Annotated in this window: 20 protein-coding genes; 8 read left to right on the top strand and 12 right to left on the bottom strand. The window is 35.5% G+C overall.

What is annotated here, in order from left to right:
* Window positions 1–2: 2 nt before the first annotated feature.
* Entirely contained in the window at window positions 3–1,439 is a 1,437-nt protein-coding gene (gene asnS / locus DR980_RS04860; RefSeq protein WP_113634125.1) for an asparagine--tRNA ligase, read from the bottom strand.
* Between the two features lie 309 nt (window positions 1,440–1,748).
* On the opposite strand from asnS, the gene DR980_RS04855 reads away from it, so the two are divergent.
* On the top strand, window positions 1,749–2,207 hold the full coding sequence (locus tag DR980_RS04855; RefSeq protein ID WP_113634124.1) for an RNA methyltransferase: 459 nt from the start codon (window positions 1,749–1,751) through the stop codon (window positions 2,205–2,207).
* 88 nt (window positions 2,208–2,295) lie between these two features.
* On the opposite strand, the gene DR980_RS04850 is transcribed toward DR980_RS04855, so the two are convergent.
* Window positions 2,296–4,722, bottom strand: coding sequence for an efflux RND transporter permease subunit (locus tag DR980_RS04850; RefSeq protein WP_113634123.1), 2,427 nt, complete (start codon window positions 4,720–4,722; stop codon window positions 2,296–2,298).
* Window positions 4,723–4,919: 197 nt separating this feature from the next.
* Between DR980_RS04850 and DR980_RS04845 the strand changes: the two genes are divergently transcribed.
* From DR980_RS04845 to DR980_RS04835, 3 genes are all read left to right on the top strand, one after another.
* Window positions 4,920–7,190, top strand: coding sequence for a cation:proton antiporter (locus DR980_RS04845; RefSeq protein WP_113634122.1), 2,271 nt, complete (start codon window positions 4,920–4,922; stop codon window positions 7,188–7,190).
* A 1-nt stretch (window position 7,191) separates the two neighbouring features.
* Window positions 7,192–7,521: a DMT family transporter gene (locus tag DR980_RS04840; RefSeq protein ID WP_113634121.1), complete on the top strand. Its 330-nt coding sequence runs from the start codon at window positions 7,192–7,194 to the stop codon at window positions 7,519–7,521.
* A gap of 118 nt (window positions 7,522–7,639) precedes the next feature.
* Window positions 7,640–7,945 carry a heavy metal-binding domain-containing protein gene (locus DR980_RS04835; protein WP_113634120.1) on the top strand — a complete coding sequence of 102 codons (306 nt, stop codon included), beginning with the start codon at window positions 7,640–7,642 and terminating at the stop codon, window positions 7,943–7,945.
* Between the two features lie 140 nt (window positions 7,946–8,085).
* Here the strand turns inward: DR980_RS04835 and frr are convergent, their stop codons facing one another.
* From frr to DR980_RS04820, 3 genes are all read right to left on the bottom strand, one after another.
* Entirely contained in the window at window positions 8,086–8,649 is a 564-nt protein-coding gene (frr, locus tag DR980_RS04830) for a ribosome recycling factor (RefSeq protein ID WP_113634119.1), read from the bottom strand.
* A 120-nt stretch (window positions 8,650–8,769) separates the two neighbouring features.
* A complete protein-coding gene (gene pyrH / locus DR980_RS04825) occupies window positions 8,770–9,477 on the bottom strand; it encodes a UMP kinase (protein WP_113634118.1) in 708 nt (235 codons plus the stop codon).
* Window positions 9,478–9,545: 68 nt separating this feature from the next.
* The gene (locus DR980_RS04820) at window positions 9,546–10,325 is read right to left on the bottom strand and encodes a patatin-like phospholipase family protein (RefSeq protein WP_113634117.1); all 780 of its coding nucleotides are present in this window, start codon (window positions 10,323–10,325) and stop codon (window positions 9,546–9,548) included.
* A 105-nt stretch (window positions 10,326–10,430) separates the two neighbouring features.
* Between DR980_RS04820 and DR980_RS04815 the strand changes: the two genes are divergently transcribed.
* Entirely contained in the window at window positions 10,431–11,036 is a 606-nt protein-coding gene (locus tag DR980_RS04815; RefSeq protein ID WP_113634116.1) for a thioredoxin family protein, read from the top strand.
* Here the strand turns inward: DR980_RS04815 and truB are convergent.
* From truB to DR980_RS04795, 4 genes are read right to left on the bottom strand one after another with little or no spacing between them, the layout of a single operon-like run.
* The gene (gene truB, locus DR980_RS04810; RefSeq protein WP_113634115.1) at window positions 11,033–11,737 is read right to left on the bottom strand and encodes a tRNA pseudouridine(55) synthase TruB; all 705 of its coding nucleotides are present in this window, start codon (window positions 11,735–11,737) and stop codon (window positions 11,033–11,035) included. The two genes, DR980_RS04815 and truB, sit on opposite strands and share 4 nt — an antisense overlap.
* A 6-nt stretch (window positions 11,738–11,743) precedes the next feature.
* Window positions 11,744–12,553 carry an undecaprenyl-diphosphate phosphatase gene (locus DR980_RS04805; RefSeq protein WP_113634114.1) on the bottom strand — a complete coding sequence of 270 codons (810 nt, stop codon included), beginning with the start codon at window positions 12,551–12,553 and terminating at the stop codon, window positions 11,744–11,746.
* A complete protein-coding gene (locus DR980_RS04800) occupies window positions 12,554–12,796 on the bottom strand; it encodes a DUF3098 domain-containing protein (RefSeq protein WP_091166136.1) in 243 nt (80 codons plus the stop codon). It abuts the gene before it with no gap.
* Between the two features lie 46 nt (window positions 12,797–12,842).
* The gene (locus tag DR980_RS04795) at window positions 12,843–13,718 is read right to left on the bottom strand and encodes a cell division protein FtsX (protein WP_113634113.1); all 876 of its coding nucleotides are present in this window, start codon (window positions 13,716–13,718) and stop codon (window positions 12,843–12,845) included.
* A gap of 169 nt (window positions 13,719–13,887) precedes the next feature.
* Between DR980_RS04795 and DR980_RS04790 the strand changes: the two genes are divergently transcribed.
* Together DR980_RS04790 and DR980_RS04785 are read left to right on the top strand one after the other, a co-directional pair.
* Window positions 13,888–17,037: a leucine--tRNA ligase gene (locus DR980_RS04790; RefSeq protein ID WP_113634224.1), complete on the top strand. Its 3,150-nt coding sequence runs from the start codon at window positions 13,888–13,890 to the stop codon at window positions 17,035–17,037.
* A gap of 243 nt (window positions 17,038–17,280) precedes the next feature.
* A complete protein-coding gene (locus DR980_RS04785) occupies window positions 17,281–17,970 on the top strand; it encodes a zinc metallopeptidase (RefSeq protein WP_113634112.1) in 690 nt (229 codons plus the stop codon).
* Window positions 17,971–18,070: 100 nt separating this feature from the next.
* Here the strand turns inward: DR980_RS04785 and DR980_RS04780 are convergent, their stop codons facing one another.
* The 3 genes from DR980_RS04780 to DR980_RS04770 all read right to left on the bottom strand — a co-directional run bounded on the left by DR980_RS04780 (window position 18,071) and on the right by DR980_RS04770 (window position 20,266).
* Entirely contained in the window at window positions 18,071–18,541 is a 471-nt protein-coding gene (locus tag DR980_RS04780) for an Lrp/AsnC ligand binding domain-containing protein (RefSeq protein WP_113634111.1), read from the bottom strand.
* Window positions 18,542–18,832: 291 nt separating this feature from the next.
* Entirely contained in the window at window positions 18,833–19,582 is a 750-nt protein-coding gene (locus DR980_RS04775; RefSeq protein ID WP_113634110.1) for a uroporphyrinogen-III synthase, read from the bottom strand.
* 12 nt (window positions 19,583–19,594) lie between these two features.
* Window positions 19,595–20,266: a DUF4271 domain-containing protein gene (locus DR980_RS04770; RefSeq protein WP_113634109.1), complete on the bottom strand. Its 672-nt coding sequence runs from the start codon at window positions 20,264–20,266 to the stop codon at window positions 19,595–19,597.
* A 103-nt stretch (window positions 20,267–20,369) separates the two neighbouring features.
* On the opposite strand from DR980_RS04770, the gene DR980_RS04765 reads away from it, so the two are divergent.
* Entirely contained in the window at window positions 20,370–21,095 is a 726-nt protein-coding gene (locus DR980_RS04765; protein ID WP_113634108.1) for a polyprenol monophosphomannose synthase, read from the top strand.
* Window positions 21,096–21,106 lie beyond the last annotated feature (11 nt).

Below are 21,106 nucleotides of genomic sequence, written 5' to 3'. Positions count from 1 at the left end.
TTTTAGAATTCTGCATTCATTGGCGTTCTTGGGAAAGGAATTACGTCACGAATGTTTGTCATTCCTGTTACAAATAACACCAATCTTTCGAACCCAAGTCCAAAACCAGAGTGAACCGCTGAACCAAATCTTCGGGTATCAAGATACCACCATAATTCTTCTTCATCAATTCCTAAGGCTTTCATTTTTTCAACCAAAACATCAAAACGTTCCTCTCTTTGAGAACCACCTACGATTTCTCCAATCCCAGGGAAAAGGATATCCATTGCGCGAACTGTTTTTCCGTCTTCGTTCAAACGCATGTAAAATGCTTTGATATTTGCTGGATAATCAAACAAGATTACCGGACATTTAAAGTGTTTTTCCACCAAATAACGCTCATGCTCTGATTGTAAATCAGCACCCCATTCGTTGATGATATAGTTGAATTTTTTCTTTTTATTTGGCGTACATTCTCTTAAAATGTCAATTGCTTCTGTGTACGAAACACGTTTGAAATTGTTTTCTAAAACAAAGTTTAATTTGTCAAGCAAAGCCATTTCACTTCTTTCTGCAACTGGTTTTGATTTCTCTTCGTCCAATAATCGCGTTTCTAAGAATTTCAAATCTTCCGGACATTTGTCCATTGTGTATTTGATTACATACTGAATAAAATCTTCAGCCAAATCCATGTTGTCATTCAAATCATTGAACGCCACTTCCGGCTCAATCATCCAAAATTCCGCAAGGTGACGAGAAGTATTCGAGTTCTCAGCTCTAAAGGTTGGTCCAAAAGTATAAATCTGACCCAAAGCCATTGCAAAAGTCTCTCCTTCCAATTGTCCCGAAACCGTAAGATTCGTTTCTTTCCCGAAGAAATCTTCTTTGTAATTCACTTTTCCGTCTTCGGTTCTTGGCGTTCCGTCAAATGGCAAAGCGGTAACTTTGAACATTTCACCGGCACCTTCAGCATCCGAACCCGTTATGATTGGCGTATTCACATACACAAAACCTTTCTCTTGAAAATAACTGTGAACCGCATACGACAATACCGAACGCACTCTCATAATCGCTCCAAACATATTGGTACGAACTCTTAAATGCGCATTTTCACGCAAGAAATCCAAGCTCGGTTTATTTTTAGGTTGTATCGGGAACTTCTCCGCATCCGAATCTCCAAGGATTTCTAGTTTAGCTACCTGAATTTCAAATTTCTGTCCGGCACCTTTACTTTCTACCAAAGTTCCTGTCACAGATATGGCTGCTCCAGTCGTAATTCTCTTCAAAGTCTCGTCTGGCGTGTTCTCAAAATCGACAACACATTGTATATTATCAATGGTCGAGCCATCGTTTAAGGCAATAAATTGATTGTTTCTAAAAGTTCTCACCCATCCTTTTGCATTTACTTCATGAAGCGTTGTTGTGCTGTTTAGTAAGTCTTTAACTTTTGTATGTCTCATTTTATGTATATAATTGATATTAAAAATTGTCTTGTAACTGAACTGCAAATATAAATGATTTGTTTGAAAAGTCATTGTAAGAAATAGGGTAATCAGGAGCTATTTCCCGCTATTCGCTATATCTTTTACTTTTTAAAGAAAAAAGTAAAAGGAAGCCGCTGCTATCGGGGCTAGGTTATGGTGGAATTTTAGGTTTTCAAGCAAAAGTAGGTGCTGTCTCAATGAAATAATAAATAATTACAAAAAGACAAGATATTTTAAACACATTAAAAACTTGACAAAACTATTAACAGTTTGTATTTTTGCCACATGAACGACAATTTTGTAACAGAGTATTTTGGTATTGGAATTCAAAACGGTAAAACTCCTGAGAACTTGGGTGTATTATGGCGCACAGCACAAAATCTTGGCGCAAGTTATATTTTTACAATTGGTAATCGCTATGCTAAGCAGGCTTGCGATACGCATAATGCCGTAAAGTCCATCCCTTATTTTCATTATGAAACTTTTGAGGATTTCTATAAAAACTTGCCTAAAGGCGCGCGGTTAGTAGGTGTCGAATTAGATGAAAACGCAACTGATTTAGAAACTTTTGAACATCCAAGACGATGTGTATATCTGTTGGGTGCCGAGGATAACGGGTTGTCAAAAGCAGCCATTGCCAAATGTCATTACCTCGTAAAATTCAAATCCGAAAAAAGTTTAAATGTATCTGTTGCAGGAAGCATTGTCCTTTACGATCGAGGACTTAATAAACCCAGATCATAAAAAAAGCTGTTTTATTTTAAAGCTAATCCTTTCAGGGTACAAAAACCTGACAGGATTGGAAAGAATATATTTTAAAAGGAAATAGTTCTTAATTATCCAATTTTTTCTTTTCTAAATCATCAATTTCGGCATCACTTGGTTCGATGATGTCAATTTTCGGTTCTATAAAATCTTGTTCGTTGGCTAGTGTTTTATTCAATGTCAGTACCAAAGCTGGCAGCAACATCAAATTTGATAGCATTCCGAACAATAATGTCAACGAAATTAATCCACCAAGCGCTATTGTACCTCCAAAACTGGACAACATAAATACAGAAAAACCAAAGAACAATACGATAGAAGTATAGAACATGCTCAAACCGGCATCCGTAAATGTGGCGTAAACCGATTTGCGGATTTTCCAGTTGTTTTTCTTTAATTCCTCACGGTATTGAGACAAGAATCTCACAGTGTCATCCACCGAAAGTCCAAACGCAATTCCGAAAACCAATATTGTCGACGGTTTCAGGGGAATGTCCAGAAAGCCCATAATTCCTGCAGTTAACATTAACGGCAGTAAATTTGGAATGATGGAAACCAAAACCATTTTGAACGAACGGAACATAAAACCAATCAAAAGTGCAGTCAGGAAAAAAGCAAATGCCAGCGACGAAAGTAAGTTGTCCAGCAAGTAACCAGTTCCTTTCTGGAAAACCAAAGCTTTTCCGGTGATAGTGACTTTATATTGATCTGGAGGGAAAATTTTATCGGCTTTCTTGCGAATCTCAGCTTCAATTTTGGCAATATTATCGCCGTTTTCGTCGCGCATGAAAGTCGTGATTCGGGCAAATTGTCCCGTGGAATCCACGTAACTTTTCATTAGATTGTCCTTCGAGTTTTTCGTCGCATTTTTAGCATACGACAAAATAAACGACTGTTCTTGTGAACTTGGTAAATCGTAATAATCGGGGTTTCCGTTGTAATACGCCTGTTTGGAATATTTTACCAGATTCACAATGGAAATAGGTTTTGATAATTCCGGAATTTCGTCAATGGTTTCCTCCAGTTCGTCCATTCGCCTCAGCGTAGACAATTTCATGACTCCTTTTTTGCGTTTGGTGTCAATCATAATTTCCAGTGGCATCACACCATCAAATTCTTTTTCGAAGAAAACAATGTCCTCAAAAAACGCTTCTTTTTTCGGCATGTCTTCAATCAAACTACCGGAAATACGCATTTCATAGATTCCTACAATGCTTATGACAAGTAAAACAATGGAAACAACATAAATTGAAAATCGATTGTATTTTACGTTTCTCAGAATCCAATCCATGAAAACCTTCACATAATTGCGGTCTAAATGCTCAATGTGACGCTCTTTTGGTGCGGGAATATAACTATGAAAAATAGGGATGACAATGATACACAAAAAGAAAAGTGCCATGATATTGATGGAAGTCACTACTCCAAATTCCAATAACAATTGGTTGTTTGAAGCGACAAACGTAGCAAAACCAATGGCTGTAGTAAGATTCGTCATTAAGGTTGCCATTCCCACTTTGGTAGTAACACGCTGTAAGGCTTTGGCTTTATTGTGGTGAATTTTGTATTCCTGATGGTATTTATTGGTCAGGAAAATACAATTCGGAATCCCGATTACGATGATTAAAGATGGAACTAAAGCCGTTAAAACCGTGATTTCGTAATTCAATAATCCTAAAAATCCAAACGACCACATCACGCCAATAATAACAATAATCATTGATATTAATGTCGCTCTAAAACTTCTAAAAAAGAAGAAGAAAAGCAGCGAAGTGACTAATAATGAAGCTCCAATGAAAATGCTGATTTCATCGGTGATGGTTTTTGCATTAAGCGTTCGGATGTAAGGCATTCCTGAAACACGCAGGTCGATTCCAGTTTCTTTTTCGAATGTTTCGACTGCTGGAACCAATTTATCAAGGACAAAATCTTTTCGGGCTGCCGTGTTTACAATTTTCTTATCCATGTAAACGGCCGAACGTATGCTTCCGGATCTTTTGTTGAAAAGCAATCCTTCGTAAAATGGCAAATCATTGAATAATTCTTTTTTTATTTTTTGAAGATAAGCTGGGTCAACAGTTTTGCTTTGATCCACAAAAGGAACCAGTTCAAAGGTTTCCAGCGAATCATTTTTTTGTAATTTCTTTAAATCATTTAACGAAACAACTAAATCAACCGCTTTGTCACCTTTCAGCGTATTCATCATTTTACTCCAGGAAGCATAGGCTTTTGGCGTAAATATGGCGTTGTCTTTTACACCGATAATGACCAGATTTCCTTCTTCACCAAATTTATTCAAAAAGGCGTTGTACTCAATATTTACAATATTATCATCCGGTAATAAATTGGCTTCAGTAAATGTAAAATGTATATTTTTCCATTGAAGAGCTAAAAGCGCTGTTATCACAACAATAATGGATAACATTAAAATTCTATTTCTAAGGACAATTCGGGCTATTAACTCCCAAAATCCTAAACTGAACCACTTGATCATATTTCCTATTTAACGGCGGTAAAGGTAGTTAAAACCGCTATAAATCATTTGTTTTAACGGAAACTTTTTAGATGTGAATGCCAATATTAACGCAACTTTATTTTATTTGCAATTAAATATTTTTTTGAGATATAATTGATACATTTGAATTCTCATCGTCATGGTTCGCAGTTGAGACTGAGGATATAAAATAGTATATGAAGAATTATAAAAACACAGTTTTTTATTTGGTGATAACGGGCGGTTTTACTGCTTTAATGTATTGGATTATAACAAAAGGAAAACATTTAGAAGTGGCAGAAACGATAGTGACACCTGAAAGTGGAAGAGGTTCATGGGGCGATTTTCTAGCTTCGATGCAACATAATTTTCAGGATCCTTTGGCTATTCTTTTGGCACAAATCATAACTATAATACTTGTCGCCCGCGTTTTTGGTTGGATTTTCAAGAAAATAGGACAGCCCTCCGTAATTGGAGAAATTATCGCGGGAATTGTGCTCGGGCCGTCTTTATTGGGACTGTATTTTCCGGAATTTTCTCTAGCTTTATTTCCCGTTGAGTCCTTAGGGAATTTAAAATTTTTAAGTCAGATAGGATTAATCCTTTTTATGTTCGTCATCGGAATGGAACTTGATTTGAAAGTGCTGAAAAATAAAGCCAACGAGGCGGTAGTCATCAGTCATGCGAGTATTGTAATTCCGTTTGCTCTTGGAATAGGACTGGCATATTTTGTGTACAATCGATTTGCTCCTGAAGGTGTAAAGTTTCTTTCATTTAGTTTGTTTATGGGAATTGCGTTGAGTATCACCGCATTTCCGGTTTTGGCCAGAATCGTGCAGGAACGAGGTATTCATAAAACGAAACTTGGTGCGATTGTCATTACTTGTGCTGCTGCCGATGATATTACGGCTTGGTGTATTCTGGCGGTGGTAATTGCCATTGTCAAAGCGGGAACTTTCGTTAGTTCTTTATACATCATTATGTTGGCAGTACTTTATGTTATCGCCATGATTTATATTGTAAAGCCATTTCTAAAGCGAATTGGAGATTTATATGGTTCAAAAGATACTATTATCAAACCGGTTGTGGCAATCTTTTTTCTGGTGCTTATTATTTCATCGTATGCTACCGAAGTGATTGGGATTCATGCCTTATTTGGAGCGTTTATGGCGGGAGCAATTATGCCTGATGTTCCAAAATTCAGAACCATATTCATAGAAAAAGTAGAGGATGTGGCGTTGATTCTTTTACTGCCATTATTCTTCGTATTCACGGGTTTAAAAACAGAAATCGGTCTTCTTAATGACCCGTATTTATGGAAAGTTACCGGTTTTATTATTTTGGTGGCTGTAGTTGGAAAATTTTTAGGAAGCGCCTTGGCAGCCAAATTTGTGGGGCAAAGTTGGCGTGACAGTTTAACAATTGGCGCTTTGATGAATACTAGAGGTTTGATGGAATTAATTGTTTTAAATATTGGATTAGAGCTTAAAGTTTTGACTCCCGAAGTGTTTACAATGATGGTGATTATGGCGTTGGTCACTACTTTTATGACGGGACCTGCTTTAGATTTAATCAATTACATCTTCAAAACGAAAGATGGAGTCGAAGTTTTGGAACCAACAAACCATAATAAATACCGAATTTTAATTTCATTTGGAAATAATGAAAAAGGAAAATCGTTATTGCGATTGGCCAATAGTTTGATAAAAAAACAGAAAAGTACCTCTAGTATTACCGTGATGCATTTGTCTTTGAGTGATGAGGTGCATACTTTTAATTTGGAAGACAAAGAAAAAAATAGTTTTTATCCCATTGTTGAAGAATCCCAACTGCTGAAACAGGACATCACTACCATTTTTAAAGCAACAATGGATATTGAAACGGAGATTGCTGATGTAGCCAATCAAGGCGATTATGATTTGTTATTGATAGGTCTGGGGAAATCAATATTTGAAGGTACCATTCTTGGAAAAGTAATTGGTTTTACAACCAGAATAATTAATCCAGATCGTTTAATCGATAAATTTACCGGGAAAGAAGGCTTGTTCGAAAACTCTCCTTTTGATGAAAGAACCAGACAGATTATTTCTAAAACCAAAATGCCAATCGGAATTTTGATTGATAAAGATTTGCAGCATGTAAACCATGTTTTTATTCCAATTTTCAGTCCAGAAGATTCTTTTGTAATCGATTATATTCAGAAATTAGTGTACAATAATAACGCTAAAATTGTTATTTTGGATGTGAATGGACATCTTACAACTAATTTTGTAATGAACAGCGCTATTGATTCTTTGGAACAAAAATACCCAAATAATATAAGTCTGATAACCGATAAAATAATTAAAGAGGAATTTTTGGCGCAACAGGATTTAATGCTGATCAGTCTCGAAAGTTGGAAAGCGCTTGTAGATTCAAGAAGTGATTGGTTGAGCGGCGTTCCGTCGGTATTAATTTTAAAACAATAAGATGAACTGGTTATTATTGATTATCGGAGGCCTTTTTGAAGTGGGTTTTGCTACTTGTTTAGGCAAAGCCAAAGAAAGTACCGGAATGACAGCAACATTATGGTTGAGCGGATTTTTGGTTTGTTTGACAATAAGTATGGTGTTGCTTTATAAAGCTACACAAACACTACCCATAGGAACGGCTTACGCTGTTTGGACAGGAATTGGAGCAGTGGGAACGGTTCTTGTTGGAATTTTTGTGTTTAAAGAACCGGCTGATTTCTGGAGAATATTTTTCATCACCACATTAATCAGTTCTATTATTGGACTGAAATTTGTTTCGAGCCATTAGCGAGATTTGATACCTTTTTCAGGTACACTTTTTTATTTTTGAAAAACCGCGCAAAATTAGTGTTAATGTTTAGAATACCCTGACTCATAACCATTAAATCAATAACAATATAAAAATTATGATTTTAACCACAACTAACTCAGTCGAAGATTATAAAATACTAGAGTACAACGGCATTGTTTCAGGAACTGCAATTAACATGCAAAAAATGGGATTGACTTTTAGTATGCAAAAATACTATGATGATATTAGTGAAAGTATCTCAGAAGTACGAGAAAAGGCATTTGCTAATTTAAAATTAAATGCTGAGAAAATGAACGCCAATGCAGTTGTAGGAATTCAAGTAGATGTTGAACTTAAAAGTGGCGAAGGTTTAATCACAGTAATGATAACAGGAACAGCAGTAAGTATTGTCAAACGGTAGGTTGCTTTTGATGCGAGTTCTTTTTTTTAAAAGAATTAGTTTAGAAATAAACAAATCGAGCTACCAAGTCCTGACAAAAACCATAAAAAAAACCGCCTTGTTTCATAACAAGACGGTTTTAAAGTATTTACAAATCAGGTTTACACCTTCATGATTTCAGCTTCTTTAACTACTAAAAGTTCATCAATTTTACGAATAAACGTATTGGTTAAGTTTTGCACCTCTTCTTCGGCACTTTTACAAATGTCTTCGGAAGTTCCTTCTTTTTCTAATTTTTTGATATCTGTATTCGCATCTTTTCTTGCATTTCTGATACCTACTTTAGCGTCTTCGGCTTCAACTTTGGCTTGTTTTGCAAGATCGCGTCTTCTTTCCTCTGTCAATGCTGGAACACTAATAATAATTACATCACCGTTGTTCATTGGATTAAAACCAATATTTGCCACCATGATTGCTTTTTCAATTACTTGTAGCATATTTTTTTCAAAAGGTTGCAATGTAATAGTTCTTGCATCCGGAACACTGATTTTTGATACTTGAGAAAGTGGCGTTGCAGATCCGTAATAATCTACAAATACACTTCCCAGCATGGCCGGAGAAGCTTTTCCTGCACGAATATTCAAAAATTCTTTTTCTAAATGCGCAATAGAACCCGTCATGGATTCTTTGGTACTATCTAATATAAATTCAATTTCTTCAGTCATAATTTAGATTTTTAGATTTTTAGACTTCTTAGATTTATTACGTTTTTAGATTTTTTAGATTTTTAGTTTTACTAATCATCGTGTGTATCTATCTAACAATCTAAGTAATCTAATAGTCTATTATATATTTACTACAGTTCCTATATTTTCTCCTTCGCAGATTTTCAATAAGTTTCCTACTTTATTCATATCGAAAACAACGATTGGTAATTTATTTTCCTGGCTTAATGTAAATGCAGTCGTATCCATTACATTCAATCCTTTTTTAAGGACATCTTCAAAGGAAATAAAATCGAATTTCACGGCCGATGCATTTTTTTCCGGATCACAATCATATACACCATCTACACGAGTTCCTTTAAGAATCACATTGGCATTTATTTCAATACCACGTAAAACTGCTGCAGTATCCGTTGTGAAATATGGATTTCCGGTTCCAGCTCCAAAGATTACAATTCTTCCTTTCTCAAGGTGACGATCTGCTCTTCTTTTAATATAAGGTTCTGCTATGGATTCCATTTTCAACGCCGTTTGCAAGCGGGTTTTCATACCTTTTTCTTCAAGTGCACCTTGTAATGCCATTCCGTTAATCACCGTGGCCAGCATTCCCATATAATCTCCTTGAACTCTGTCCATTCCTGCGCTCGCTCCAGCAACTCCTCTAAAAATATTTCCACCACCTATTACAATGGCTATTTCTACTCCTTTATCATGAATTTGCTTGATTTCATCGGCATATTCAGCAAGTCTTTTTGGGTCAATTCCATATTGTAAGTCGCCCATTAAAGCTTCGCCACTTAGTTTCAGAAGAATTCTTTTGTATTTCATGTGTGTGTTGAGTTGATTGGTGCAAATATAGAATATTCTTTTTTTTTTAATATAATGTTGCTTAAATTTTATAAACTAAGTTTTTCGTACGATTTTTTAGCGGCTTCATACCCAATGTTAAAAACTGCATTCATCTTTACTTTGCTGGTTTCAAAGGTACTAAAGAGACACAAATCCTTTGGTTCTATAACCCAATCACAAATATTAAATTTATGCATATTTGAATTTGCCGAAAGAATATCAAAAGCCCGTGTCGTCACTGCCTTGATAGAACGCAAATCTTTGGCTTCAATTTTCTGAATCGGACTTACATAAACTCCTATTACTGTTTCGCATTGTCCTTGTAAAATATCGGTTGGAAAATGATTCAATATTCCGCCATCACTGTAAATGTTTCCATCTATTTCATACGGTGACAAAATCCCGGGAAAGGCTGAAGAAGCCAAAATGGCATCAACGATTTTAGTATTGGGGGCAAATATTTTTAATTTTCCCCGAACCATATCAGTTGCTGTAATTTGAATTGGAATTTTCAAATCGCTTAAAACGGCATCGCCAAAAATACTGTGAAAATAACTGCGGAAGGATTCGGAATCAATTAATCCCGCTTTTTTGAAAGTCAGATGTTTCCAATGAAAAAGATAAATGGATTTGAAAAATTCCAAAATTTCTTCGGGTGTTTTTCCCCAAGCATACAATGCGCCTACAATTGATCCGGCGCTAGTTCCCGCAATTTGACACGGTTTGATGTCCTGTTCTTCCAGGAATTTTATAACGCCCGCATGTGCTAAGCCTTTAGATCCGCCACCGGAAAGAACCAGTCCTATCGATTTTGTTTTTAAATCCATCTTTATTATTTGTTATAAAATTACTCTTTTTGCGGAATTGAAAGTGATAGATATCATATTTATGCTCCATTTTTGTGGTAACTTTGTGAAAACAAATAATTAATTATGAAAATTCCAGTAGCCAAAGCATTGTTTAATAGCCATTCGTATCCAGAATACAGAAAATTAATAACAGATTTATTACTTGAAAAAAAATCGACTGGGAACGAACAATCCGAAGACTTAACGCATTATAGTGAATTGAATGAAACCAGAATGAATCGTCTGGATAAAACAATCAAAATCACTGAGGAAAATAGTATTGCATTACAATCTTTAAAGAGCGAATATATTTGGTTAGTAATTTCGGAAGGTTGGTGCGGTGATGCTGCGCAACTATTGCCAATTATCAATAAAATGGCTGTGGAATCCGGTAAAATTGATTTGAGAATTGTGTTACGTGATGAAAATGAAGAATTGATGAAGTTGTTTTTGACCAATAAAAAGCAAGCGATTCCAATACTAATTGTCGTAGATAAGGAAACGGGAAGTGTACTGGGAAATTGGGGTCCAAGACCTAAAGCTGCCGCTGATTTGGTTGCTGATTACAAAAAAGAATTTGGCGTTATTGATGAAACCTTAAAAACTAATTTGCAGCTTTGGTATTTGCATGACAAAGGAATCACGACACAAAACGAATTAGTTGGTTTGATGCTTGGATTGGAACGTTAATTTTCAATTGGAGAAATAGAATCTTCAAATGTTTCAAGAACGATAGCTTCATTAACGTCATAATCACCAATTTTTGTTCGGCGCAAAGCCGTTAAATGCGAACCGGAATTCATCGCTTGTCCAAAATCAAACGCCAGAGAACGAATATAGGTTCCTTTGCTGCAAACTACTCTGAAATCAATTTCAGGAAGTGCAATTCTGGTAATTTCAAATTCGTGAATGGTTGTTTTTCGCGTCGCAATTTCAATGGTTTCCCCTGCTCTGGCATGCTCATACAAGCGAACACCATCTTTTTTTATTGCCGAATAAATAGGTGGTTTTTGATCGATTTCGCCTAGAAATTGTTTTACAGTTTCATGAATTAAAGCTTCGTCAATATGTTCCGTTGGGAAAGTTTGGTCGATTTCCGTTTCTAAATCATACGAAGGCGTTGTGGCTCCAATATAAAAAGTTCCGGTGTATTCTTTGGCTTGACCCTGAAGTTCGGTGATTCTTTTGGTGAATTTTCCGGTACAAACTAATAACAATCCAGTTGCCAAAGGATCTAAAGTTCCGGCGTGACCAATCTTGAATTTTTTTGGCAGATTCAGTTTGGTGATTAATGCCCATTTCAATTTATTCACCGCCTGAAATGAAGTCCAATTCAAGGGTTTGTCAATGAGTAAAATTTGTCCGTTTTGGTAATCTTCGGCTGTCTTCAAAGGAATTTATTTAAAGTATGAAAAGTAAATCAATAAAAAGATTCCTACGATTATTCGGTACCAACCCCAAGGTTTGAAACCGTATTTTTTGATGATTTCAATGAAGAATTTAATTGCTATAATGGCAACGATAAAAGCAACCACGTTTCCTATCAAGAACAATTGTATATTTTCGTTTGATTTTAAAATCAATTCGTAGCCTTTCATTTGTGAAGTCTCATAGGTTTTTAAGAATACAGAATAACAGGTAACCGCCATCATGGTGGGAACTGCTAAGAAGAAAGAGAATTCCGCCGCTGCGTGACGCGTTAATCCTTGTTGCATTCCTCCAATGATTGAGGCAGCAGAACGACTTGTTCCTGGCATCATTGCTAAACATTGCCAAAAACCAATGATTACGGCTTTCTTTACCGTTATATCTTCTTCTTTGATTACGGTTGGACTTTGAAAACGACTGTCGATAAAAAGTAAAATTACGCCACCTAAAATTAATACAATCGCAATGGGAATAGGATCTCCAAGAATTGCTTCAATCTTGTCGTCGAATAATTTTCCTAAAACCAATGCTGGAATTACGGCACAAATCAGTTTAATGTAAAAGTTGAATTTGGAGAAATCGAAAAATTTCTTCCAATATAAAGCGACAACCGCCAAAATAGCTCCAAACTGAATAGAAACCTGAAAAAGCTTCACGAAATCATCCTCTTGAATTCCAAAATAAGAACTTAGAAAAACCATGTGAGCAGTCGAGGAAACAGGAAGATATTCGGTTAGTCCTTCTATAACAGCAATTAAAAATGCTTGTAATGTATTCATTTATGCGTTTTTGGGATTCTTAAGAATGGCATAAATAGTAATTCCAAAACCGATTAAAACGGTTGTTGGCGCCAATCGAATTCTTCTGAAATTGAAGATGTCTTCACTAAACACATTTGGATCGTCACTTCCACCACCTGACATTAGAATAAATCCCAAGGCAATAACTCCAATCCCAATTAATAAGATTTTGTAATTTATTTTATCAAAAAGAAATTCTGGTTTCTGTTCGTTGTTTTTCATAAAGTCATTGCGAGGAACGAAGCAATCTTATTCCTCATTATTAAAATTAATAAAGATCGTCTGTTCTCAAGTTCAAGAAACGTTGTGTGGCAAAGTACGTGCTTAACCAAGTAATTAAAACGCCAATTCCTAAAACGGCTAATAGCACCAAGCCAATCATAGCTTTGTCCTCTAAAATACCAAGATTTGGAAAACTGGTTTCAACATAAATTAAAACGCCAATTAATGCTAAAACGGCCAAAACTGCTCCAATCATTCCCAGTTTTATACTTCGCATTACAAATGGTTTTCTGATAAAGGCTTTTGTTGCACCTACCATTTGCATGGTTTTGATGATAAATCGGTTCGAATGTATCGATAAACGTAATGAACTATTGATTAGTAATACGGCAATAACAGCAAGGAATCCGCTGATTATTAAAATCCACATACTCACTTTTTTGATGTTGTCGTTCACTAAATTCACTAATTGTTTGTCATAAACAATGTCAGAAATCATAGTATTTTTGCGCAAGCCAGCTTCAATTTTGGTGATGCTGTCTTTTACTACATAATCTCCTTTCAAGTGAATATCGTAGGAGTTTTGCAATGGATTTTCACCTAGAAATTCCATAAAATCCTCACCAATAATATCAGTATGTTCTTTAGCGGCAGCTTCTTTGGTGACGTAAGTGTATGATTTGACGAATGGACTAGTTTTTATTTGGGTTCCAAAAGCTTTTACAATACTGTCATTGGCTTCGTTCTTAAAAAAAACCGTCATGGCAATATTTTCTTTGAAATCGTTGGCTAATTTTTTAGAATTTATAATGAAAAGTCCCAATATTCCCAATAGAAACAAAACTAAGAATACACTTAGCACTACTGAAAAATAAGAGGAAATTAACCGGCGTTTTTGAAAATTATCAAAGGAAGAACTCATAGTTTACTAAAATTATTGGGTAAAAATAATAAAGAATTTCTTTATTTAAAGTTAATAACGCTCAAAGTTTCAACTTTCGTACAATAAACGTAAATTTGGCACCTGAAAATAATCATTGCCAGAAAAAATGAAAGGAACTGACTTAGCCAGTTTCTCTGAAGCTTATACTATGAAATACAATCCAAACGAAATTGAAGCCAAGTGGCAAAAATATTGGTTAGAAAACCAAACATTTAAAGCCGAAAACAATTCAGAAAAACCTAAATATTACGTACTTGATATGTTTCCTTATCCATCTGGAGCGGGATTACACGTAGGGCATCCACTGGGATATATCGCCTCTGATGTGTATTCCAGATACAAAAGACACCAAGGTTTTAATGTGTTGCACCCCATGGGCTACGACAGTTTCGGATTGCCAGCGGAGCAATATGCGATACAAACGGGTCAGCGTCCAGAAGATACGACTTCGGTAAATATTGACGGTGGAACAGATAAAGAAGGAAATAAAATTGCGGGATATAGAAAGCAATTGGACAAAATTGGATTTTCGTTCGATTGGAGCAGAGAAGTGCGCACTTCAAATCCGGATTATTATAAGCATACACAATGGATTTTTATCCAATTATTCAATTCTTGGTACAATAAAAACAGCGATAAAGCCGAAGATATCTCGACTTTGGTTTCCATTTTTGTAATAGAAGGAAATGCAAATGTCAATGCGGTTTGCGATGAAAATATAGAAGCTTTTTCGGCAAATGAATGGAACGCTTTCGCAAAAGAACAGCAGGAGAAAATTTTGCTACAATACAGATTGACTTATTTAGCCGAGACTGAGGTGAACTGGTGTCCGGGATTAGGAACGGTTTTGGCAAATGATGAAATCGTAAATGGTGTTTCGGAGCGAGGTGGCTTTACGGTTGTTCGTAAAAAAATGACGCAATGGAGCATGAGGATTTCGGCTTATGCAGAACGTTTATTACAAGGTTTAAATGATATTGATTGGAGCGAAAGCATCAAGGAAAGCCAAAGAAACTGGATTGGAAAATCGGTTGGTGCTACTGTGGAATTCAATGTTCAGAATTCAGAAGCTAAAATTGCGGTTTTCACAACGCGTCCCGATACTATTTTTGGAGTTACGTTCATGACATTGGCTCCGGAACACGAATTAGTTTCTCAAATTACAACTGCAGAACAAATAGCGGAAGTGGATGCCTATATAGAAAAAACGTCAAAACGTTCCGAAAGAGAACGTATGGCCGATGTAAAAACTATTTCTGGAGTATTTACAGGTGCGTATGCGGAACATCCGTTTACCAAAGAACCAATTCCGGTTTGGATTGGCGATTATGTTTTGGCAGGTTACGGAACAGGCGCGGTTATGGCGGTTCCTTGTGGCGATGAAAGAGATTATGCTTTTGCGAATTTCTTCAAAGGTCAAAATGGAATGCAGGAAATCAAGAATATTTTTGACAAAGACATATCTGAAGCTGCTTTTGGAGCCAAAGAAGGTTTTCAATTGGTAGATTCTGATTTTCTAAATGGATTAGATTATAAAAAAGGAACTCAAAAAGTAATTGCCGAATTAGAGAAATTAAATCAAGGAAAAGGAAAAACGAATTACCGTTTGCGTGATGCCGTTTTCTCTCGCCAGCGTTATTGGGGAGAGCCGTTTCCTGTATATTATGTGAATGGCTTGCCGCAAATGATTGATGCCCAATATTTGCCAATTATTTTGCCGGAAGTAGAGAAATATTTACCAACCGAGGACGGTTTGCCGCCTTTAGGAAACGCTACGGTTTGGGCTTGGAATACCGAAACGAATGAAGTAGTTAATACGGATTTAGTCGACAACAAAACAATATTTCCTTTAGAATTGAACACGATGCCAGGTTGGGCAGGAAGTTCTTGGTATTGGATGCGTTATATGGATGCGCACAATGAAAATGAATTTGCAAGCAAAGACGCATTGGCGTATTGGGAAAGTGTGGATTTATACATTGGCGGAAGCGAACACGCAACCGGACATTTATTGTATTCTCGTTTTTGGAACAAATTCCTAAAAGACAAAGGTTTTGCGCCAACCGAAGAACCATTCAAAAAACTGATCAATCAGGGAATGATTTTGGGAATGAGTGCGTTTGTTTCTAAGATAGGATTTAAAATTATTGCTTTTAAAAAGCCACAAGAACTACAAGAAGGAGAAAAAAGAACTTTAGCTCATCAAATAAATACTCAATTAGCAGCAGGTGATGAAGACTTTGAAAAATTTAATCAAATAGTAGAGAAAGTTGAAGTTATTAATGATACTTATTTGTCTACTGATGTTATTGAATATTTCAATCTAACTTCTGAAAATGAAAAAGATAAAGACTTTATGGAAATGCATCATAAACTCCTTCATCATTTTTTAGATAGTGTTTATAAAGAATTGAATGAGAATGGTTTTGATAAAAAGTATGAGATTAAATTAAGTCCATTGAATGGGGTTAAGTTTTATAGATTACATGTTCCAGTTAGTTTTGTCAGTGGAAATGATGAATTAGATTTTGAAAATTTAAAAAAATCAGATTTTCAATATAAAGAGGCTAAATTTTTGATGAAAAACGACAAATTTTTTGTTTCTCGCGAAATCGAAAAAATGTCGAAATCCAAATATAATGTGGTAACTCCAGATGATATTTGTAATGAATATGGAGCGGATACGTTGCGTTTGTATGAAATGTTCTTAGGACCATTGGAACAAGCAAAACCTTGGAACACAGCAGGAATTTCTGGAGTTTTTGGTTTCTTGAAAAAATTGTGTCGTTTGTATTTTGATGAAAATGGTTTGATTGTTACCAATGACGCACCAACCAAAGACAACTTAAAATCATTACACAAAACGATTAAAAAAGTAGCGGAAGATATTGAAGGTTTCTCTTTCAACACTTCGGTTTCTCAGTTTATGATTTGTGTAAATGAATTGTCCACTCAAAACTGTCATTCACGTGCAATCTTGGAGCCATTAGCCATTGTGATTTCGCCGTATGCACCACACATCGCAGAAGAATTATGGTCGTTGTTAGGAAATGCAGGTTCTATTGCAACGGTTGATTTCCCAATATTCGACGCACAGCATTTGGTAGAAAGCAGCAAAGAATATCCGGTTTCTTTCAATGGAAAAATGCGTTTCACCATGGTTTTACCTTTGGATTTAACCAAAGAACAAATCGAGGAAATCGTAATGAAAGACGAAAGAACCATCAAACAATTAGAAGGAAGAACGCCAAATAAAGTGATTATTGTTCCTGGAAAAATTATCAATTTGGTGGGGTAAATACAAAACGTCATATTATAGAGACGCACTGCAGTGCGTCTCTACAAAATATATTAAAATCCAAATTCCAAAATCATTTTTGGGATTTGGATTTTTTTTAAAAATTTATTAAAATCCGTGCCAATCAGTTTAATCGGCGTAATCCGTGTTCCATTTCAAGAATGCCAAATTGACATTGTAAAAAATTGGTTCAGATTTTGATGATTCTTTATTAAATTTAATGAAAATCTAAAAAATAAAAACATGGGAATGGGTTATTTGATTCTTGCCGGAGCAATTATGCTTTTCAGCTGGTTAGTTAGTTCAAGACTAAAAAGCAAATTTGAACATTATTCTAAATTACAATTACAAAACGGAATGTCAGGCGCAGAAATCGCCGAAAAAATGCTTGCCGATAACGGAATTCGCGATGTAAGAGTGATTTCTACACCGGGACGTTTGACGGATCATTATAATCCAGCAGATAAAACCGTGAATTTAAGTGAGGCGGTTTACAACCAGCGCAATGCTGCTGCGGCTGCTGTTGCGGCGCACGAATGTGGTCACGCCGTGCAACACGCTGTGGGATATCAATGGCTGACGATGCGTTCTAAATTAGTGCCGGTTGTAAATGTGGCATCAACGTATATGCAATGGATTTTGCTAGCCGGAATCTTGATGATGAAGACTTTCCCATCATTATTGTTGATTGGAATCATCATTTTTGCAGCAACCACTTTGTTTTCGATAGTTACATTACCGGTCGAGTATGACGCGAGTAATCGTGCATTGGCTTGGTTAGAAAATAAAAGAATGCTGACGCAACAAGAACAGGCAGGAGCGAAAGATTCGCTTAAATGGGCTGCCAGAACGTATGTGGTAGCTGCTTTGGGATCTATCGCAACGTTATTATATTACGTTTCCATTTATATGGGAGGAAGCAGAAGAGATTAGACTGCTTAGATAATTAGAAAAGCCGTTTGTTTGTAAGCAAACGGCTTTTTATTTGTGTTTATGATCATCTAACAATCTAAAAATCCAATTATCTAAAAATCTAAAGTTGAATCTGTCTGTCGATTTGTTGGTCTAAGGAAATGAAGGTTTCTGTTCTGGAAACACCTTCTATCGCTTGGATTTTGGTGTTGAGCAACTGCATTAAATGTTCATTATCGCGACAAATAATTTTTATCAAAATCGACCAGTTACCCGTAGTGTAATGGCATTCCAAAACTTCGGGGATTTTCTTTAAATCACGAACTGCTTCTGGATTTCGGGCGGCTTTGTCCAAATAAATCCCAACAAAAGCCATTGTGTTATAGCCCAGAATTTTATTATTTACCGTGAATTTTGATCCCGAAATAACGCCGGACTGCTCCAGTTTTCGCAACCGTTGATGAATTGCCGCTCCTGAAATCCCTATTTTATTGGCGATTTGAAGAATTGGTTTTCGGGCATCTTCCATCAGGTCGCGTAAAATCTCTTTATCGATACCGTCAATTTCTACTACTAGGGAATTGATTTTCATGAGTTATTATTTTAAACTAAAATATTAAATTTAGTTTGAATTGGAAATCAAATTTACGATAAAAACGATTAAATTTAATATGTACTACGTTTAGTTGCAAGTTTTTTGTCACATCGAGCGCAGTCGAGATGCTAAAATTATTCTCGACTGCGCTCGAACTGACAGCAGGACTAATTTATAATTATCATTGCTACAAGATAAAGAACCACAACGCAATTTTTACATGTAGCCCATAAAAAAAAAGCCATTCGGATTGCGAATGGCTTTAATTGTATCTGAAAAGTAATTTTTTTATTTTCCTTTATTGGCTTCAATAATGTATTTTTCCAAAGCCATTGTCATCGAAGGTGTTGCTGGTGTTGGTGCAAGAATATCCACTCTTAAACCGTGATCCAAAGCTTCTTTTTGAGTTGTACTTCCAAAAACGGCAATTCGAGTGTTGTTTTGTTCGAAGTCCGGAAAGTTTTTGAACAATGATTTTATTCCGGTTGGGCTAAAGAAAGCCAAAACATCGTAATATACATCGGCTAAATCTGATAAATCACTCATTACGGTTCTGTAAAAAACAGCCGGAGTCCAATCTACTTTTAGTGCGTTGAGCGTTATTGGCGCATCGGCATTCAATTGATCTGAAGCAGGTAATAAGAATTTTTCGTCTTTGTATTTTTTTATCAGCGGAGATAAATCAGCAAAATCTTTTGGTCCAACGTAAATTTTACGTTTTCTGTATACAACGTATTTTTGCAGGTAAAAAGCAATAGCTTCTGATTGGCAGAAGTATTTTAATCCTTCAGGAACTTTGTATCGCATTTCATCAGCCACTCTAAAAAAGTGATCGACAGCATTTTTACTCGTTAAAATAATCGCGGTGTAATGGTTAAGATCGATTTTTTGAAGTCTAATCTCTTTTGCATTAACTCCTTCTACGTGAATAAAAGGTCTGAAATCAATTTTTACTTTATGCTTTTGTTGAAGTTCAAAGTAAGGGGAATTCTCCACTTTAGGCTCAGGCTGTGACACCAAAATTGTTTTCACTTTCATATTTAACGTTTTCTAAGCACTCCCTTTGGTAAACCAATAATACATAAAATAATAGGGTGCTATTTCAAGAGCGCAAAGATATAAAATAAAATAAAACAACTTACCGAATATTAAATTTTGATAATTTTTTATTGAAATCAAATATGTTAATATGTTGATTACTATGATTATAGCGATAATTACTAACGGAATATTTCTTGAAAAGGAGTCGTAATAAAACAAAATAATATTCAACGGCAGTATGATTAGTCCAATATAAGTTCTATACGTTACCTTTTGAAGGTTAAACTGCTCCATAAATTCTTCAATATTGAAGGAAGTGGCAATTATTTTTTCAATCAAATATTTCGATAAAATGAAGAAAACAAGAAACGTAAATATCTGGATGTAAAGCAACCAATCAGTTTTTGAGGCACTGCCAAAATAACTCAGCGAAATTTGAATAAAAAACGCAAGAGAAATCACTTGGACAAAAAATAAAGCGACGGTAAATCCACTTTTTAGATGACTGCTGTCTCTGTATACTTTGGTGTATTTATTAGAAAAAATCAGGTTTGCAAAATCACCAAATCGATTTTCGAAAACAGATTTAGTAATCGCAATAATAGCAAATGACAGAACGAAAAGCACGGTTGCCCAGTCTTTGTTCTCAGTTATTCTTGGATGAAGTATAGTTTCGATCATAACGCTACAAAATTACTAATTTTTCTATCATTCTTTTTATTATAATTTTATTAAGGCTGAAATGGCATAAAAAGTTTACTTTTGCGGGGAAATTAGTCGAAATATGAATGATTGTATTGTTATAATTCCTACCTATAACGAAATTGAAAATATTGAAAGCATTATTCGATCGGTGCTTTCGCAACACAAACCCTTTCATGTTCTGATTATTGATGATAATTCGCCAGATCACACTGCTGATAAGGTTGTTTTACTTCAGAAAGAATTTGCAGGACGTTTGTTTTTGGAAAAAAGAGAAAAAAAATCAGGTTTAGGAACAGCTTACGTTCATGGATTCAGATGGGCGTTGCAACATAAATATGATTTCATTTTTGAAATGGATGCTGATTTTTCCCATAACCCCAACGATTTAGAAAAATTATACACCGCCTGTCATTTTGGTGATGCTGATTTAGCGATTGGCTCCCGTTATGTCACTGGTGTAAATGTGGTAAACTGGCCGTTGAGCCGCGTATTGATGTCGTATTTTGCATCGGTTTATGTGCGAATGATTACAGGAATGAAAATTCATGATGCCACAGCGGGATTCGTTTGTTACAAGAGAAAAGTTTTAGAAGAGATCAATTTAGATAAAATAAAATTCGTTGGTTACGCTTTCCAAATTGAAATGAAATACAGAACTTATTGTAAAAAGTTTCAAATTACGGAGGTTCCAATTATTTTTACCGACCGGACAAAAGGGCAATCCAAGATGAGTAATTCAATAATTGTTGAAGCCGTTTTTGGAGTTATTGCGCTTAGATTAAAAAGATTATTCAACACATTATAAGAAAAAGATAC

This window comes from Flavobacterium psychrolimnae (genome assembly GCF_003312425.1).
In the GTDB taxonomy this organism is placed as follows: domain Bacteria; phylum Bacteroidota; class Bacteroidia; order Flavobacteriales; family Flavobacteriaceae; genus Flavobacterium; species Flavobacterium psychrolimnae.
Note: the sequence above shows the minus strand (reverse complement) of the source record. Positions and strands in the feature narration are given on the sequence as shown.

Excerpts from the sequence above, each read along its gene's own strand:
- frr (WP_113634119.1), bottom strand. The coding sequence starts at position 8,649 with ATGACTGAAGAAATTGAATTTATATTAGATAGTACCAAAGAATCCATG.
- DR980_RS04855 (WP_113634124.1), top strand. The coding sequence starts at position 1,749 with ATGAACGACAATTTTGTAACAGAGTATTTTGGTATTGGAATTCAAAAC.
- DR980_RS04795 (WP_113634113.1), bottom strand. The coding sequence starts at position 13,718 with ATGAGTTCTTCCTTTGATAATTTTCAAAAACGCCGGTTAATTTCCTCT.
- DR980_RS04765 (WP_113634108.1), top strand. The coding sequence starts at position 20,370 with ATGAATGATTGTATTGTTATAATTCCTACCTATAACGAAATTGAAAAT.
- DR980_RS04815 (WP_113634116.1), top strand. The coding sequence starts at position 10,431 with ATGAAAATTCCAGTAGCCAAAGCATTGTTTAATAGCCATTCGTATCCA.
- DR980_RS04775 (WP_113634110.1), bottom strand. The coding sequence starts at position 19,582 with ATGAAAGTGAAAACAATTTTGGTGTCACAGCCTGAGCCTAAAGTGGAG.
- DR980_RS04800 (WP_091166136.1), bottom strand. The coding sequence starts at position 12,796 with ATGAAAAACAACGAACAGAAACCAGAATTTCTTTTTGATAAAATAAAT.
- DR980_RS04840 (WP_113634121.1), top strand. The coding sequence starts at position 7,192 with ATGAACTGGTTATTATTGATTATCGGAGGCCTTTTTGAAGTGGGTTTT.
- DR980_RS04845 (WP_113634122.1), top strand. The coding sequence starts at position 4,920 with ATGAAGAATTATAAAAACACAGTTTTTTATTTGGTGATAACGGGCGGT.
- DR980_RS04790 (WP_113634224.1), top strand. The coding sequence starts at position 13,888 with ATGAAATACAATCCAAACGAAATTGAAGCCAAGTGGCAAAAATATTGG.
- DR980_RS04820 (WP_113634117.1), bottom strand. The coding sequence starts at position 10,325 with ATGGATTTAAAAACAAAATCGATAGGACTGGTTCTTTCCGGTGGCGGA.
- pyrH (WP_113634118.1), bottom strand. The coding sequence starts at position 9,477 with ATGAAATACAAAAGAATTCTTCTGAAACTAAGTGGCGAAGCTTTAATG.
- DR980_RS04780 (WP_113634111.1), bottom strand. The coding sequence starts at position 18,541 with ATGAAAATCAATTCCCTAGTAGTAGAAATTGACGGTATCGATAAAGAG.
- DR980_RS04785 (WP_113634112.1), top strand. The coding sequence starts at position 17,281 with ATGGGAATGGGTTATTTGATTCTTGCCGGAGCAATTATGCTTTTCAGC.
- asnS (WP_113634125.1), bottom strand. The coding sequence starts at position 1,439 with ATGAGACATACAAAAGTTAAAGACTTACTAAACAGCACAACAACGCTT.
- DR980_RS04850 (WP_113634123.1), bottom strand. The coding sequence starts at position 4,722 with ATGATCAAGTGGTTCAGTTTAGGATTTTGGGAGTTAATAGCCCGAATT.
- DR980_RS04805 (WP_113634114.1), bottom strand. The coding sequence starts at position 12,553 with ATGAATACATTACAAGCATTTTTAATTGCTGTTATAGAAGGACTAACC.
- DR980_RS04835 (WP_113634120.1), top strand. The coding sequence starts at position 7,640 with ATGATTTTAACCACAACTAACTCAGTCGAAGATTATAAAATACTAGAG.
- DR980_RS04770 (WP_113634109.1), bottom strand. The coding sequence starts at position 20,266 with ATGATCGAAACTATACTTCATCCAAGAATAACTGAGAACAAAGACTGG.